At 64.8% G+C, this 14,343-nt stretch carries 15 protein-coding genes; 5 read left to right on the top strand and 10 right to left on the bottom strand.

The window, feature by feature from the left end; all coding sequences use genetic code 11:
* Positions 1-4 precede the first annotated feature (4 nt).
* Positions 5-1,144, bottom strand: coding sequence for a UDP-4-amino-4-deoxy-L-arabinose aminotransferase (gene arnB, locus CF161_RS15250; RefSeq protein WP_020297492.1), 1,140 nt, complete (start codon positions 1,142-1,144; stop codon positions 5-7).
* 502 nt (positions 1,145-1,646) lie between these two features.
* Here arnB and xerC point away from each other — a divergent pair.
* Positions 1,647-2,579: a tyrosine-type recombinase/integrase gene (gene xerC / locus CF161_RS15245; protein ID WP_052027214.1), complete on the top strand. Its 933-nt coding sequence runs from the start codon at positions 1,647-1,649 to the stop codon at positions 2,577-2,579.
* 200 nt (positions 2,580-2,779) lie between these two features.
* Here the strand turns inward: xerC and CF161_RS15240 are convergent, their stop codons facing one another.
* From CF161_RS15240 to gspH, 8 genes are all read right to left on the bottom strand, one after another.
* Complete coding sequence (locus tag CF161_RS15240) at positions 2,780-5,206, bottom strand: TonB-dependent receptor (RefSeq protein ID WP_020297490.1); 2,427 nt, start codon at positions 5,204-5,206, stop codon at positions 2,780-2,782.
* Between the two features lie 103 nt (positions 5,207-5,309).
* Complete coding sequence (locus CF161_RS15235; RefSeq protein WP_020297489.1) at positions 5,310-6,281, bottom strand: FecR domain-containing protein; 972 nt, start codon at positions 6,279-6,281, stop codon at positions 5,310-5,312.
* Positions 6,282-6,286: 5 nt separating this feature from the next.
* Positions 6,287-6,802, bottom strand: coding sequence for a sigma-70 family RNA polymerase sigma factor (locus tag CF161_RS15230; RefSeq protein WP_020297488.1), 516 nt, complete (start codon positions 6,800-6,802; stop codon positions 6,287-6,289).
* Positions 6,803-6,972: 170 nt separating this feature from the next.
* Entirely contained in the window at positions 6,973-7,404 is a 432-nt protein-coding gene (locus CF161_RS15225) for a copper uptake system-associated protein (RefSeq protein WP_020297487.1), read from the bottom strand.
* Positions 7,405-7,466: 62 nt separating this feature from the next.
* Positions 7,467-9,389: a TonB-dependent receptor gene (locus CF161_RS15220; protein ID WP_020297486.1), complete on the bottom strand. Its 1,923-nt coding sequence runs from the start codon at positions 9,387-9,389 to the stop codon at positions 7,467-7,469.
* A gap of 255 nt (positions 9,390-9,644) precedes the next feature.
* Complete coding sequence (locus CF161_RS15215) at positions 9,645-10,034, bottom strand: DUF2946 domain-containing protein (RefSeq protein WP_020297485.1); 390 nt, start codon at positions 10,032-10,034, stop codon at positions 9,645-9,647.
* A gap of 48 nt (positions 10,035-10,082) precedes the next feature.
* Positions 10,083-10,694, bottom strand: coding sequence for a prepilin-type N-terminal cleavage/methylation domain-containing protein (locus CF161_RS15210; protein WP_020297484.1), 612 nt, complete (start codon positions 10,692-10,694; stop codon positions 10,083-10,085).
* The gene (gene gspH, locus CF161_RS15205; protein WP_020297483.1) at positions 10,691-11,152 is read right to left on the bottom strand and encodes a type II secretion system minor pseudopilin GspH; all 462 of its coding nucleotides are present in this window, start codon (positions 11,150-11,152) and stop codon (positions 10,691-10,693) included. The genes CF161_RS15210 and gspH overlap by 4 nt, the downstream gene beginning before the upstream one ends.
* Before the next feature lie 113 nt (positions 11,153-11,265).
* Between gspH and CF161_RS15200 the strand changes: the two genes are divergently transcribed.
* Positions 11,266-11,697: a type II secretion system protein N gene (locus tag CF161_RS15200; RefSeq protein WP_020297482.1), complete on the top strand. Its 432-nt coding sequence runs from the start codon at positions 11,266-11,268 to the stop codon at positions 11,695-11,697.
* Positions 11,698-11,702: 5 nt separating this feature from the next.
* On the opposite strand, the gene gspI is transcribed toward CF161_RS15200, so the two are convergent.
* Positions 11,703-12,089, bottom strand: coding sequence for a type II secretion system minor pseudopilin GspI (gene gspI, locus CF161_RS15195; RefSeq protein ID WP_020297481.1), 387 nt, complete (start codon positions 12,087-12,089; stop codon positions 11,703-11,705).
* A 148-nt stretch (positions 12,090-12,237) separates the two neighbouring features.
* On the opposite strand from gspI, the gene gspG reads away from it, so the two are divergent.
* The 3 genes from gspG to gspL all read left to right on the top strand — a co-directional run.
* The gene (gene gspG / locus CF161_RS15190; RefSeq protein WP_020297480.1) at positions 12,238-12,687 is read left to right on the top strand and encodes a type II secretion system major pseudopilin GspG; all 450 of its coding nucleotides are present in this window, start codon (positions 12,238-12,240) and stop codon (positions 12,685-12,687) included.
* Positions 12,688-12,695: 8 nt separating this feature from the next.
* Positions 12,696-13,679, top strand: coding sequence for a type II secretion system minor pseudopilin GspK (gspK, locus tag CF161_RS15185; RefSeq protein WP_043229527.1), 984 nt, complete (start codon positions 12,696-12,698; stop codon positions 13,677-13,679).
* The coding region (gspL, locus tag CF161_RS15180; RefSeq protein WP_020297478.1) for a type II secretion system protein GspL at positions 13,676-14,343 on the top strand (668 nt) is incomplete at its 3' end. The genes gspK and gspL, both read left to right, overlap by 4 nt.

Here is a 14,343-nt window from a genome sequence, read left to right as displayed (position 1 = left end):
GGCTTCAGTCCAGGAGGGTGGCAATGGCACCGACGACCCGATCGACATCGTCGAGGGTCATGTCGGGGAACAATGGGATCGAACACAGGCGTGCCGAATTCCATTCGGTATTGGGCAGTTGCACGTCGGGGAAGCGCTGGCGGTAGTAGGTGTGCAGGTGGGTGGCGATAAAGTGGATGCCGCTGCCGATGTTCTGCTCCTGCAGGCCTTTCATGAACGCGTCGCGGTCGATCCCGCAGCGCTCGGCATCGATGCGCAGGATAAACAGGTGCCAGGCGTGCTGCTGCGGGTAGGCGGGCAGGTGCAGCGGTTGCACCGGCAGGCCGGCCAGGCGTTCCAGATACGCCTGGGCCAGAGTCTCGCGCTGGGCGTTGATCTGCTCCAGGCGCTTGAGCTGGACCAGGGCGATCGAAGCATTGATATCCGCCAGGTTGTACTTGAAGCCGGGCTCGATCACCTGGGCCTGGGGCTTGCGGCCGTGGGTCAGGCGATCGTAGGCATCCACACCGAGGCCGTGGAACTTGAGCATGCGCACCCGATCAGCCAGCGCCTGGTTATCGGTGGTGAACATCGCGCCTTCGGCGCAGGTCATGTTCTTGATCGCGTGGAAGGAGAAAATCGCCGTGCCCTGGGCGCCGATGGCCCGGCCACGGTACTGAGTGCCCGCGGCGTGGGCGGCGTCTTCGATCACCGGGATCCCGTGCTTGTCGGCCAAGGCGTAGAGCGGGTCCAGGTCAAAGGCGGCACCGGCGTAATGCACCGGGATGATGGCCTTGGTGCGCGGGGTGATAGCGGCCTCGATGCGTTGGGCATCGGTCATCAGGGTGTCGCGGTCGATGTCGACAAACACCGGGGTCGCCCCCAGCAGGCAGATCATATTGGCGGTCGAGACCCAGGTCTGGGAGGGGGTGATGACTTCGTCGCCGGGGCCGATGCCCAGGGCCAGCAGGGTGATATGCATGGCGCCGGTGGCGGAGGACAGGGCGACGGCATGCTGGCAGCCGACCCGTTGGGCAAATTGTTGCTCGAGCTCCTGGTTTTGCGGGCCGGTGGTGATCCAGCCAGAGCGCAGAACCTGCTCTACAGCGGCGATCTCTTCATCGCCAATACTCGGGCGAGAGAAAGGTAGGAAAACCTGATTCATGCAGACCTCGGGGTGGAAAAGTGTCAGGAGTCAAACAAAGTCGAGGACGCGCTGCGCGCCGTAATCGGTGTGTGGCGAGGGGGTGCATGTGCAGTCATTCAGTCTCATCCATAAGTCAGCGCGACGTGGGGATTTATGCTCTGTTGCAGTAAAGACCATAGCGGCCAAAAGTAAATGTAGATCAAGGTGTTATCTTTTCAATTAGAGGAATGACTTGCATTACGCTTCAGGCTTGAGAGTGGATTCAGGTTAAGCGGAAAAATGTGAAACGAATATGAAAAAAAAGCCAACGCGGCGTTTATCTTTGACCTAGACAGCTAGTGTTCAGACTTTTCCCGCGTCGACTTCAAATCGATGCCAAGGCCCGCGCCAAGCCCTTTTGGCAAATGCCTGAACACCCCTTGCGGCGATAGATTCGCGCTTGAAACCTTGCAAGCCGAATTAAACCCGCTCAACGTGAACCGCCTGAAAGTTGAACGTGCTTCACGTTCGCCCCACCGCCATGACCCGGACAAAAGAGCCCCCCTTGCACGCCGCCAACCCCTTGACCCTGTACCTCGCCCGACTGGCGCCATCGAGCCAGTTGACCATGCGCTATGTGTTGCAGGATGCCGCCGACCGCCTGGGCCACGACCAGAGCAATATCGAGGACCTTGCCTGGCACCGGTTGCAGCCCGCCGATGTGATCGAGTTGGTGGCGGCGCTGCGCAGCGACGGTTACGCGCCCAACACCTCGTCGTTGTACGTCAATGCGTTGCGCGGGGTGATGAACGAGGCCTGGCGCCTGAACCTGATCAGCCAGGAGCATCTGCTGCGCATGCGCTCGGTCAAACCCATGGCCGGGACGCGGCTGTCCCAGGGGCGCAACCTCAAGCGCACATTGATTCAGGACTTGATGGCGGCGTGCGCGGCGGATCCGCGGCCCCAGGGCCTGCGCGATGCAGCGATCATCGCGGTGCTGTATGGCTCGGGCATGCGCAAGTCGGAGTCGGTGAACCTGGATCTGGCCCAGGTCGATTTCGACGAACGCAGCCTGCAGGTGATCGCCAAGGGCAATAAACAGTTGATCAAATATGCGCCGCAATGGGCGTTCGCCAAGCTCCAGGCCTGGCTCGATTTCCGCCGTTCGCAGCTACCGCCGGGGCAGGAGGATGATCTGTTCCTGTTCAACCGCATCCGTCGGGGCAGTCATATCTGCCGCGAGCGTTTGACCAAACACGCGATCTACTACATCGCCCGGCAACGTGGGGCCGAGGTCGGGGTGCGGATCATGCCCCATGACTTTCGCCGCTCGTTCATCACCCGGGTGATCGAAGAACATGACCTGTCGATTGCCCAGAAGCTGGCGCACCACAGCAATATCCAGACCACGGCCAATTACGACGTGCGCGACGATAACGAGCGGCGCCGGGCCATCGACCGGTTCGATCTGTAGTTGCAATAGTTCTGGGCCGTCACGGTGGTTGTGAGGGCCAGCGCAGCCTCGCGGGCTCGGCAGCAGCTACAAAGGTTGCGGCCATCACCAGGTCCCCGAGGGCCAGCGGCTACAGCTGTAGCCGCTGCCGTAAGCGGCGCTGGCACCGTCCAGCACCACAAACACCCCTGGCACACCTTGTGTCCCAGAGCGCCGCAGCTTTAGAAGTCGATCGAAGCCGACAGCAGCAGGGTGCGCGGCGCGCCCTGGGAGAAGGCGCCATAGGAGGCGACGCCGGACCAGTACTCACGGTCGAACAGGTTCTGCACCGTGGCGCGCAAGGTGGTCGGGCGGCCGTCGATCTGGGTGCTGTAGCGAGCCCCGGCATCGATTCGGGTCCAGGGGTCGAGTTGCTGGGCGTTGGACTGATTGACGTACTGGCTGCCGGTGTAGATCGCGCCACTGGTCAGGGTCAGGCCTTCCACCCAGGGCAGGTCCCATTCGGCCCACAGGTTGGCCTGGACCTCGGGCACGCCCACCGGTTTGTTGCCACGGTTGGCGGGAGTGCCGGTCTTGGTCAGCTCGGCATCCAGCAGGGTCACGCCACCGAGCAGGCGCGTGCCCTCGGCCACTTCGCCGAACATGTTCAGCTCGAGCCCGCGGTTGCGCTGTTCGCCTTGTACCGAGTACACCCCGGCGGCCAGCTCGCCGCTGGGCTTCTTGATCTGGAACAGGCTCAGGGTCGAAGTGAAGGTGCCGTAGTCGACCTTGAGCCCCACTTCCTGCTGGCGCGAAATGTAGGGGGCGAAGATTTCCCCGGAGTTGGACGCCGTGGCCGGGGCCACATCGCCCTTGCTCAGGCCTTCGATGTAGTTGTAGTACAGCGACACATGCTCCCAGGGCTTGATCACCACGCCGAACAGCGGGGTGGTGGCGCTTTCATCGTAAGCCGAGGTCACGGCGCCGGCCGGGCTGTAGTTGTCGGAGCGGATGTTCTGCTTGCGCAGGCCGAGGGTCACCTGCAGGCGCTCGTCGAGTACCGACAGGGTGTCGGCCAGGGCCACGCCCGAGAGTTCGGTTTCGGACACTTTCAGCGCATCCGGGGTGGGGATCGCCGGTTTCGGACGATCGACCGGGTGGTAGATGTTGGACAACACGGCCGGCGCCGAAATAATTCCCCGTGACAGCTCATCGCGGTAGCGGCTGACCTGCAGCGAGGTGCTGTGGGCCACCGGCCCGGTGTCGAACCGCGCGCGGGCGCCGGCATCCACGGTGTAGCGCTCGACCTCGAACTTGTAGTAGCCCGGCACCGACGAGGTGTCGCCGGCAGCGTTGGTGATGGTCGGCGTCTGGTCGGACATCCGCGCCACATCGGACTTGCCGCCACCGGCATGGGCGAACAGGGTCAGGGCGTCATTCAGGTCATATTCGCCGCTGAGCAGCGCGGCCTTGTCCCGGGTCTTGGCCCAGCCCCAGTCCTGGGTGACATTGGTGCTGCCGTTGGCCGCGGACGGGATGTCTACCCCCTGGGCAATCAGGAATGGCCGTGAGGGCGCGTCAAATTCTTCCTGCTGGCTGATCAGATCGAGGCTGGTGCGCAGGCGCTCGCCCTGGTAGTCCAGGGAGATCGCGCCGATATCGACTTCCCGCGATTGCTTGTCGATGGAGGTATCGCCCTGCTGGGTGCTGCCGTTGATGCGCACCCCGAACTGGCGCTCGTCGCCGAACCGACGGCTGAGGTCGATATGCCCGCCAAGCTGGCTGTCGGTGGCGTAGCTGGCAGTGAAGCGGGTCAGGTCCTGGTCCAGGGAGCGCTTGGGCACGATATTGATCACGCCACCGACGCCGCTGTTGGGCGACATGCCGTAGAGCAGGGCGCCGGGGCCCTTGATCACCTCGACCCGTTCGGCGTACTCGGTAAACACCCGGTAATTGGGCGCCACGCCATACACCCCGTCGAACGCCAGCTCGCCGAGGTTGCCTTCACCGATCGGAAACCCGCGAATGAAGAACGAGTCGACCACGCCGCCGGTCTGGCCGGTGGCCCGCACCGAAGAGTCGCGCTCAAGCACGTCGGCCACGGTCACCGCCTGCTGGTCCTTGATCATGGTCGAGGTGTAGTTGGCGACGTTGAATGGCACGTCCATCAGGTCTTTGTTGCCCAGCAGGCCGAGGCGTCCGCCGCGTGCCACCTGGCCGCCGGCGTAAACCTCCGGCAAGGCGTCGGCCAGGTTGGCGCTGGCGTTGATGGTGGTCTGCTCCAGGGTCAGGTCGGCGCCGTCACGCGGGCGGGGCGCCAGGCTGTAGCTGCCATCGCTGCGGGCCACCAGGTCCAGGCCGCTGCCGGCCAATAGCTGCTGCAGGACCTCACGGGCCGAATAATTGCCGCTGACCCGGGGGCTGTTCAGGCCCTCGGTCAATGCCGGGTCGAACGACAGCGCCAGGCCGGCTTCGACGGCAACGCGTGACAGGGTAGAGCCCAGAGGGCCGCTGGCGATCTCGTAGGGGCGGCTGGCGACGCTGTTCAGTTGCTCCGGCGCGGCGGCCCACAGGTTCGGGCTGGCCGATGCCAGGGCCAGGCCCAGCAAGGTGCTGCGGATGGCCAGGTGCAACCTGCGATCCAGCAGGGGAGGACGGGCAACGGACATGGCGGGAGGATCCTTTATTGACGAGTTGAGGAGTGCGTTCTCCTCTAGCCAGCCGAGATCGAAAAAAGTATCAGCCCGGATCGATTATTTTTTCGAAGGCGATTCAGCGCGGCGACAACAGCACCCAATAACCATTGAGATGGGTCTTGGCCACCACCGGATAGGTCTGCACCAGCATGTTCAAGGTCCGGCCGGTATCGCTCAGCGGGTAGGAGCCGGAGATGGGCAGGTCGGCAATGGCCGGGTCGCAGCGCACCAGGCCCCGGCGATACCGCCCCAGTTCGCCGAGAAAGTCCGCCAGGCGCATCTTGTCGGCCAGGAGCATGCCCTGGGTCCAGGCCAGGGCCGCGCTGTCGATTGCTTGCAGGCCTTCGAAGGCAAGGGCGGAGAAGGCGCTGCGCTGGCCGGCCTGGACGATTACGGGAGGCATGGCTCCGGCGCCGGCCAAGGCCACGCGGACTGCACCTTCGACCACCGCCAGCAGGGTTCGCGAAAGCTCTTCACGCACGCTGAAACGCGTGCCCAGGGCCTGCATGCGGCCTTGTGCAGTCGCCACCAGGAAAGGCCGCGGATTGGGGCGATTGTCGACCGCGGTGTCGACGAAGATCTCGCCACGGCGCAACAGCACCAGGCGCTGCTGGGCGTCGAAGCGCACATCCACCGCCGAGTCGGTATTGAGGGTCAACCGGGTGCCGTCCACCAGGGTCAGGTGCCGTTGCTGGCCGACCTGCGAGCGGTAATCGGCGGTCCATTGTTGCCATTCGGCGAGCTGCCAGGCGCTCCAGCCCGCCGGCACCAGGGCCAGCAACGCCGCCAGTTTGCCCAGCGCCGCCCTGCGGCCCGGGTTCTGCGGACGGTCGAGGCAAGACATCGCCACCGTTGGCGGCAGCCCACCGAACTTGCCCAGCAACTGTTCGGCCCGCTCCCAGGCCCGCTGGCATTCGGCGCTGCTGGTGCGCCAGCGTTCCCAGGCGGCGTGGTCCTGGGCCGAGACCTCGCCTTCGTGCAGACGCATCAGCCATTCGGCGGCTTCTTCAAGCACTTGCGGGTCGATGATCGACGCCTTGCTGGCCATGGGCATCAGTCCACCAGGCTCAGGCACTGCAAAAAGGCCTGTTTCATATAGCGTTTGACGGTAATCAGCGACACCCCGAGCTGGCTGGCGATGTCGTCGTATTTCAAGCCGCCGATCTGCGACAGCAGAAACGCACGCTTGACCAGGCGTGGCAGGGAGTCGAGCAGGGCGTCGATTTCATGCAGGGTTTCCAGCACCAGCAAGCGCTGCTCCGGGGACGGCACCTCGGGCTCCGGCAACTGCGCCAGGGCGCTCAGGTAGGCTCGCTCCAGTGCCTTGCGCTGATACCAGTTGACCAGGATCCCGCGCGCGACACAGCTCAGGTAGGCGCGCGGCTCCTCGACGATCTCCACCCGCGAGGCGAGGATCCGGGTGAAGGTGTCATGCACCAGGTCGGCCGCATCCATGGCATTGCCCAGCTTCCTGTGCAGGCGCGCGTACAACCAGTGGTGATGGCCACTGTAAAGCGCCTCGACAGTGCGCCTGTGGGTCTGGAGGCCTGCGGGCAGGGAATCGCTCATGAAGGGCTATTTTTGAGAGTGAGAAGTATTCCCAATGCTAATTTACCGCCCGCTTCGGGCGCAAGGAGGATCTGAGGATCCTCCCAACGGTGCAGGCCTGACGCAGCGTCGACCGGCCGCTGGCCAGGCGGTGGATCAGCACCGGCTCGGTTTATGAACCAAGCGCCCCATCAATGGCCTTGATGAGCCGGATCCTGCTCGACCTGCATCACGCCTTTGAACAGCGCCAGTTGCTTGACCCGGGCCGGGGGCAGGGCGCTTTCGGCCTGGATCACCGCCTGGCTCAGCTGGCCTGCGGCTTCCGGCGTCAAACCGGCGCTGCGCAGGGTGGCAGGGTCGAGCAACGAGTCTCCGGCGCAGAGCACCACCCGCCAACCGCTGGCGTTTTTGCTGAGCAGTGCCCGGCCGCCGCGCTGGCCCTGGGTCCAGCCGGCGACGGCGTGCTCGCCTTCGACCGTCACCGGCCCGACATCCAGCGCCGCATCGGGGCGCTCCCAGGTGTGGCGCATCAGGTGCTCGATGCTTTGCTGGTCGGCGGCACTGTCGGCCAGGACCGCAGTGGAGAGGCTGCCCAGCAGCAGTAACAAGGGGGCAAATTTCATGGGGTATTTCCTCGAGTCAAGGCCACCGGCGACAGGCCGGCAGCGAAGGGGATAACGGTGGTTCAAAAGCCCAGTTTCAGTCCCAGTTGCGCTGACGTGCCGGGCATCGGGTAACCGGTGCGGTAGGCGTAGTCACGGTCGAACAGGTTTTCGACGGCGACGAACACTTCGCCGACCTTGCCCAGGGCCGGCAGTGCATGCCCGACCCGCAGGTTGACCACGGTGAAGCTTGAAACCTGGGAAAAGTTGCTCGCCCCGGCTGTGCGTTCCTCGGCCAATACATACATGCCGCGCTGGTACTGGGCATCGGTGCTGAAGCGCCAGGGGCCGGTTTCGTATGTGGTCCCCAGCGACAGCGATTGCCGGGGGGCGTAGGGCAGGGTCTTCAATGATGGCTGGAGCCAGGTGTAGCCGACAAAGCTGCTCCAGCTATCGCTCCAGCGCTGTTGCCAGGTGGCTTCGGCGCCTTTGATCTGGTAGTCCCCGAGGTTGATGAATGAAGGCCGCGAAACCGCCGGTGGGAAGGCGAACAGGTAACGGTCCTGGAGCTTGTCCTTGAACAGCGCCAGATCCAGGGTCGTGTTGTCGAAGGGGTTGAACTTGACCCCGAACTCCCGGTGGTCCAGTTGCTCCGGCTTCAGTTCGCGCCAGGTGTCGCCCAGGGCAGGAATCAGGTTCGCCATCACCGGCGCCCCCAGGCCCGGGTAGTTGATACCCCGCGACCGGTTCAGGCGAAATTCCAGCTGGCTGCTGGACAGCAGCAACCCGGCATGGGGCGCAGTCGCGCTTTCGAACACGTTGTGGTCATAGGTGCGCACCCCGGCCGAGGGCGTCAGGGTCCAGTCCTGATTCAGTTCTAAAGCCTGGCTCAGGGCCAGGTGCGGCGAGATCACGCGCAGGGTCGGTGCATCGAAGTCGGCTCGGGGCGCGGGTGCTACACGCTTGTAGGCGACGCTGCCCTTGCTCTCATCAAGGTCCAGGCCCAGCGTCACTTCGCCGTTGCGCCAGGGGCGCAGGCTTTCTTCCCAGCGCAGCCCTTGCAGGGTGAAATCGCTGATGGTGTCGCCGTCGAGGCCTTGCTGCTCCAGTGCGCTGCCCCGTCCCTGGTTGTGGTAGAGCTTGACGCTGCCGTCGCCCCACTCGTAGCCATGGTCGAGGGACACCGACGCCAGGGTGCCACGGGTATTGAACTGGCCGGTCTTGGTTTCGGGCCGGCCTTTCTGTCCCGGGTCCGAGGCCTGATTGTTGGCGTGCAGCAGCAACAGGCCCGCGCTCCAGTTGTCGTTCAAGCGGTAACCGAGCCGCGCCAGGCCATTGTTCAGGCGGCCATCGCCATCCGCCCGATCCCCATCGGAATGGGCCGCGCCCTGGGCCAGTAGATAATCCCAGTCACCACTGCGGCCGATCAGCGACGCCTGCTCGGTGGCGGTGCGTGAACTGCCGCCACTGAGTTGCAGCTCGCCATGCTGGTTGTCCAAGGCGTCGGCGCTGCGCGGGGTCAGGTCGATGGCGGCAAAGGTGTTGCCGAACTTCTGCGGCTGCGGGCCCTTGTAGACGTTGATGCTCTGCATCGCATTGATCGGCAGCAGGTCCAGCAGCGGGTGGCCCCATACGCCCATGTAGAAGGGCACGCCGTCGATGTAAGTCTTGATCTCGCTGCCCGGCCGGCTGGCGCCCATGCCGCGGATATACACCGCGCCGCCTTCGGCACCGCCAAACGAGCCCACCGGGTTGAAGCGTGAAACCGTGACCCCGGGTGTGCGCCGCAGGGCTGATGCCAGGTCCAGGGCGTTGAGGTCGCGGATCTGTTGCTGGCCGACCACGGTGGTCAGGCTGGCAAATGAATCGACGCTGTTCTGGTCGATCACCGAGGAACCGATGACCGGCGTTACCGGCAGTTCCAGGCTCTGGTCTTGTGCCTTCGCCGCAACACTGGCGCCCCATAGCGTCAGGGATAAGCCGTAGCAAATTGCCTTGTTTGTCATGCCTTGCGTTCCTTGTCATGCACCCGGGCCGATGCCCATGCAGCCGCACCGGCCGGTGGTTTGTTGCTTGAGACGTTCCAACTGCGGCGCACTCGGCGCCGCAGGCGAGGGTGTGATCAGGGTTTGAAAGGGTCAGCAACGCGCACACCGAGGCGGGCCCGAAGGCCGGCAGGTGGCGCTATCGGCGTGACGCCACCGAGCACCCGGCAAAACGCACGGACGCAGGCGAAGTCAGGCCGCGATGACCCTGATCGATCAGTGCAGGGGGGAGGCGCGCGGGTTGGCCGAGGGCCAGGAATAGCGGGGCGGGGCTTTACTGCGGGTTTCAACGGGACGGCGCTGGACTTTGCGCGAGCGCATCAGCCAGGCCAGGCAGACAAAAAATACGATACCGAGGGTAATGGAACTGCACATCGGGCAGTTGAAGGTGCTGGCCCAGTCGCTCTGGGCCTGTGTCGCCGGATCATCTGCGAGGTCGCTGATGCCGGAACCCGAGGCAGACACCGAACAGAACTGCCCGCCGAGGCCGTTGAGCGTGAGGCCGCTCATCTGTCCGTGAGCAATACCGCAGGCCAATAGATTGAACAGGACGCAGGCATACAGCATCCAGGCAATCAGCGAGCGGTCGGTGGCGGTTCGTTCCATGGCGCGAACTCTAGCACCGGACTTCGAGCAGAGAAAGTGCCCGTCTCCCTAGTCCAGGGGGCCCAATACCTGGCGATAGCGCTCCTCGCCCTGAAGCGTCTGACGGGTCAGGCGAATCTCCAGGCCGGGCGGATCGTCCTTGCGGTTGCCACTGAGGGCGGTCCAGCCACGGTCCGTTTCCCAGACCCGGATCTGCAGATCGCTGACGTGGTCCAGTACCGCGACGGGTTGTTTGGGCGCAGGCAGCGGATAGCGATCCCGGGGCGTGCCGGCGGCGCGATACAGGGTGTCGCCCTTGAGCCACCAGCGCACTCGCAGCAAGCCTTCGCCGGGAGTTGCCGCGCTGCGGATCACATCCAGGCGCACGTTGCCGTTGTCGGCACTGCGCACACTGAGCGCCGGTATGGGCGCCGGGGATTCAACTTCATCGTCGACAAGATTTGGCTCGCGCAATTCGGTGCTCGCGCGCAGGGCCACGTCGCGTTCCAACTGCTTCAGTACGCGCAGGATGGCTTCGGTCTGTTCGGTGCTGGCCTGCAAATGGCTGTCGGCGCGGGTCACGCTGTCCAGGCCGCGCCAGGCAATCAGGCTGACGATGGCCATGAGCATGATCGCCACCATTACCTCGATCAGGGTGAACCCCCGTTGCCGAGTGTTCATGGCTGATTCACCACGCGCAGTTGGCCGGCGGCGGTGCGTTGCACGCCGAGGCTGTTTTGACCGTCGGAGAGCAGTACTTGCAGGGGCGGGCTGATCCATTCGGCGTCCAGCACGACGCGTTGCCGAGGCTCCACGCGCACCTGTACCGAAGGCGATTCCCAAGTCCGTGGGCGCAGCTGCGGATCGGCCTGAAAGTGCTCGAATCCGGAATTCGCTTCATTGCGCCGGCTGAAGCGAAAGCCCTTGGCATCCGCCTGCCAGGTGATCGGTCGGCCATCAGCTCGGGCTTCGGCCTGGGCCACCTGCAGCAGTTGGGCCAGGCGCTGGGCATCCTTGCGCAACAGCGCCGCCGGGTCCGGCTTGATACTGAGGCTGATGGCCGCACTGGCGATGCCGACGATCACCAGCACCACCATCAGTTCGATCAGGGTGAAGCCCCACTGCCTGTGCTTGTTCATGCAACAACGTTCCTTCGTTGTGAACCCGTTTGCCGGGGCAATGCGCTGCCGGCAATCAAAAATCCCGGCGTTGTCCTGTAGACTCCGTGACCGGACAAACAGGAGGTCCCGCCATGGCATTCGCCGCTCGTGTATCAGCCCCGCAACTGCTGCAAGGGGGAGCCTTGCTTGTGGCCCTGGCGGGTGCCGCCTGTTGTGTGTTGCTGCTGGTGAGTCCGGCCCAATCCCAGGTGCCGCCCGTGGCGCCCCAGCTCCTGGCCGCGCACTCGGAGAACCCGGCGCGGCAGTGGTTTGCCAACCGGCCGGCCGAGGTCGAGATCCAGGTGTCCGGGGTCATGGCCGGGGGCAGCGGCGCGGTGGCGATTCTCAGCCTCAACCAGGGACCGCCGCGCAGTTATATCGCCGGTGACCAGCTGAGTCGTGGGGTGCGCCTGGTCGCCGTGGAAGCCGATGGCGTGCTGATCGAGCGAGGCGCGCAGCGGGCGCGACTCAAGGTCAGCCCACTGCCGCAGCTGCCGGCCATGCCAAGCCTGATACGCCCCTGACTCACTCATTGCGGCTTGACCAGCGGCCGACTCAGCACTGTTTCCAGACGGGCCAGGGCAGGGGCTTCGCGGCTGCGATCGGAGACCAGAATGCGCACTTGCAACAGGCGGCTTTCAGCGCCGGCAGCGATGCGCTGGTCGCAGCGTAATTGCAGTCGGCCCTGGTCGCATTCGACGGTTTTTTGGCCCTCGCTCAAACGGCCCTCCAGGCGCAATTCGGCCAGTCTGCCCTGGGCTGCCAACAGGGCGATCGAACGGTCCCTGAGCAGGCTGTTGCTCTGGGTCATGACCCCCGCCACACGCACGGCGGCCGCCATGCTCACGGCGATGATCGCCAGGGCTACCAGCACCTCGATCAGGGTAAAACCTTGCTCCTTGCATGGCTGTTGCATCGACGACTCTTGAGCAAAAATCAGGCGCGCAGAATAGCACCCGGGCCGGGCGGAATGGCGAGCGAAACTTCTGTGTATTTTCCCTATTTCAGCGATGTGTTTTTGCTACACTGCGCGCCGAATTGTCATCCAGCCAAGGAAGGTCGATATGGATATCGCGCGCGTCAAATCACACCCCAGATCCGTCCATGGCCAACGTGGTTTCACCCTGATCGAGATCATGGTGGTGGTGGTCATTCTCGGGATCCTGGCGGCCATGGTGGTGCCCAAGGTCCTTGACCGGCCAGACCAGGCACGGGCCACGGCGGCCAGACAGGATATCGCCGGCCTGATGCAGGCACTCAAACTCTACCGCCTCGACCACGGCAGCTACCCGAACATGACCCAGGGCCTGAAGGTGCTGGTGGAACGTCCGGCCGACGCCAAGAACAGCAACTGGCGCTCTTACCTGGAACGCTTGCCCAACGATCCCTGGGGCCATCCCTACAACTACCTCAACCCGGGTGCCAACGGTGAGGTCGACATCTTTTCCCTGGGTGCCGACGGTCAACCCGACGGCGATGGGGTGAATGCGGATATCGGCTCCTGGCAGCTCTAAGAGCCGCCATGCCCAGACCCTCCTCGACCAGCAGTGCCCAGCGTGGCATGGCCATTATCAGCGCCTTGCTGATCGCCGCCGTGGTGGCGGTGATCGCCGGTGGCATGCTGACGCGCCAGGGCATTTTCACCCGCGCCCTGGAGGCCGAACAATCAAGGGTCCAGGGCAGTGTCGCGCTCCTCGGGCACCTGGAAACCAGCCGGCAACTGCTGTGGGATGCCTTGCAGGATGGCGCCCTGACCCGGCTCGATCAGGCCTGGGCACGGCCCATCGGCAGCCTCGCCGCGGCGCCCTCGAACCGTGGCTTGCAGGCGCGCCTGGACGACCAGCAAGGCAAGTTCAACCTGCGCAACCTGATGGCCAACGAGCGGGTCGATATCGGCCAACTGCGCAGTTTCGAACGCCTCTGCGCGATGATCGGAATCAACGCCATGCTCAGCCAACGCATCAGCCAGCGGGTGATTGCCTCCTACCCGCAAGTCTTGAACCAGGCCGCCGGGCAAGCCCGCACGGCCGGTGGTTTCGACAGCGGCCGCGCGACCTCGCCCAATGCCAGCCTCAAGCCGCTGCCCGCCACCCAGCCCATGCTGCGCAGCCTGGACGATCTGCGCGGGATCGAAGGCCTCGATGAGCCGGCGCTGATTCGCCTGCGGCAGTACGTGAGCATTCTGCCGGGCAATACCTGGGTCAACAGCAACACGGCCAGCGCCGAGGTACTGGCCGCCGTGGTGCCCGGGCTGACCTTGCCCCGGGCCAGGGCGCTGGTGGCCGAGCGTGATCATGGCCAGTGGTTTATCAATCGCGGTGACTTCGTCAACCGCGCGCGCCTGCCGGGGCTGGCGGTGGACGGCTTGACTGTCGGCATTGGCAGCGAGTGGTTTCTGTTTCAGGGCGAGTCGCACCTCGACCGGCGTCGGGTCAGCCTGCAAGCCTTGTTGCACCGTCCGCAGGACCGCATGCCACGGGTCATCTGGTCGCGGGAGGGGGTATGAGCCGCTTGCGAATCGCCTTGCCGCCGCTGGCCAGCCTGACCCTGCACTGCGAGTTGGAGTTTGCCCGCCTGGCCACGGACGGTCAGGTCCGCGAGCTCGGCCGCAGCCACCTGATGCAATTGGGGCAAGGCGCCAGGCCGGCCGTTGTCGAGTGTTTTTTGCACCCGACCGACACTGTATTGACCAGCATCGAAGTCCCCCCGTTGTCAGCGGCCAAGGTCACCACGGCAGTGGGCTGCGCGGCCCAGGCGCTGATTCTCGGCGACAGCGCATTGATGTATATCGCCCATGGCCCCCGTGGCAGCGGCGGGCAGGTGTACCTGAGCTGGCTGCCCAAGGCCGCGCTGGAGCATTTGGCGCGGCTGTTGAGCGCAAGCGGCGTGAAGTTGCGCGGCCTGTATCCGGCACCTTATGTGCTGCCGATCCCGCCGCCCGGGCAAGTCAGCGCCTGCGTGCTGGACGGGCACTTACTGCTGCGCCACAGCGCCGAGCAGGCCAGGGTGCAACCGCTGTTTCAGCACGACGCGGACCCGCTGCTGGCCGGTGGCAGCGGGCTGCGCTGGATCGGTGAAGGCGCACCCGCCACGGTGCAGGAGCACCTTGCAGCGCAACAACGCTGGTGCGGCACACCGCCCACCTGGGGCCTGCATGGCGGGCTCGACGC

The organism is Pseudomonas sp. CF161 (genome assembly GCF_000416215.1).
Lineage (GTDB): Bacteria > Pseudomonadota > Gammaproteobacteria > Pseudomonadales > Pseudomonadaceae > Aquipseudomonas.
The sequence above is the reverse complement of the archived record's forward strand: the minus strand, read 5'-3'. Positions and strand labels throughout refer to the sequence as shown.

What these genes read in the sequence shown, in the direction of transcription:
- arnB (WP_020297492.1), bottom strand. Translation starts at nt 1,144, where the DNA reads ATGAATCAGGTTTTCCTACCTTTCTCTCGCCCGAGTATTGGCGATGAA.
- xerC (WP_052027214.1), top strand. Translation starts at nt 1,647, where the DNA reads ATGACCCGGACAAAAGAGCCCCCCTTGCACGCCGCCAACCCCTTGACC.
- CF161_RS15240 (WP_020297490.1), bottom strand. Translation starts at nt 5,206, where the DNA reads ATGTCCGTTGCCCGTCCTCCCCTGCTGGATCGCAGGTTGCACCTGGCC.
- CF161_RS15235 (WP_020297489.1), bottom strand. Translation starts at nt 6,281, where the DNA reads ATGGCCAGCAAGGCGTCGATCATCGACCCGCAAGTGCTTGAAGAAGCC.
- CF161_RS15230 (WP_020297488.1), bottom strand. Translation starts at nt 6,802, where the DNA reads ATGAGCGATTCCCTGCCCGCAGGCCTCCAGACCCACAGGCGCACTGTC.
- CF161_RS15225 (WP_020297487.1), bottom strand. Translation starts at nt 7,404, where the DNA reads ATGAAATTTGCCCCCTTGTTACTGCTGCTGGGCAGCCTCTCCACTGCG.
- CF161_RS15220 (WP_020297486.1), bottom strand. Translation starts at nt 9,389, where the DNA reads ATGACAAACAAGGCAATTTGCTACGGCTTATCCCTGACGCTATGGGGC.
- CF161_RS15215 (WP_020297485.1), bottom strand. Translation starts at nt 10,034, where the DNA reads ATGGAACGAACCGCCACCGACCGCTCGCTGATTGCCTGGATGCTGTAT.
- CF161_RS15210 (WP_020297484.1), bottom strand. Translation starts at nt 10,694, where the DNA reads ATGAACACTCGGCAACGGGGGTTCACCCTGATCGAGGTAATGGTGGCG.
- gspH (WP_020297483.1), bottom strand. Translation starts at nt 11,152, where the DNA reads ATGAACAAGCACAGGCAGTGGGGCTTCACCCTGATCGAACTGATGGTG.
- CF161_RS15200 (WP_020297482.1), top strand. Translation starts at nt 11,266, where the DNA reads ATGGCATTCGCCGCTCGTGTATCAGCCCCGCAACTGCTGCAAGGGGGA.
- gspI (WP_020297481.1), bottom strand. Translation starts at nt 12,089, where the DNA reads ATGCAACAGCCATGCAAGGAGCAAGGTTTTACCCTGATCGAGGTGCTG.
- gspG (WP_020297480.1), top strand. Translation starts at nt 12,238, where the DNA reads ATGGATATCGCGCGCGTCAAATCACACCCCAGATCCGTCCATGGCCAA.
- gspK (WP_043229527.1), top strand. Translation starts at nt 12,696, where the DNA reads ATGCCCAGACCCTCCTCGACCAGCAGTGCCCAGCGTGGCATGGCCATT.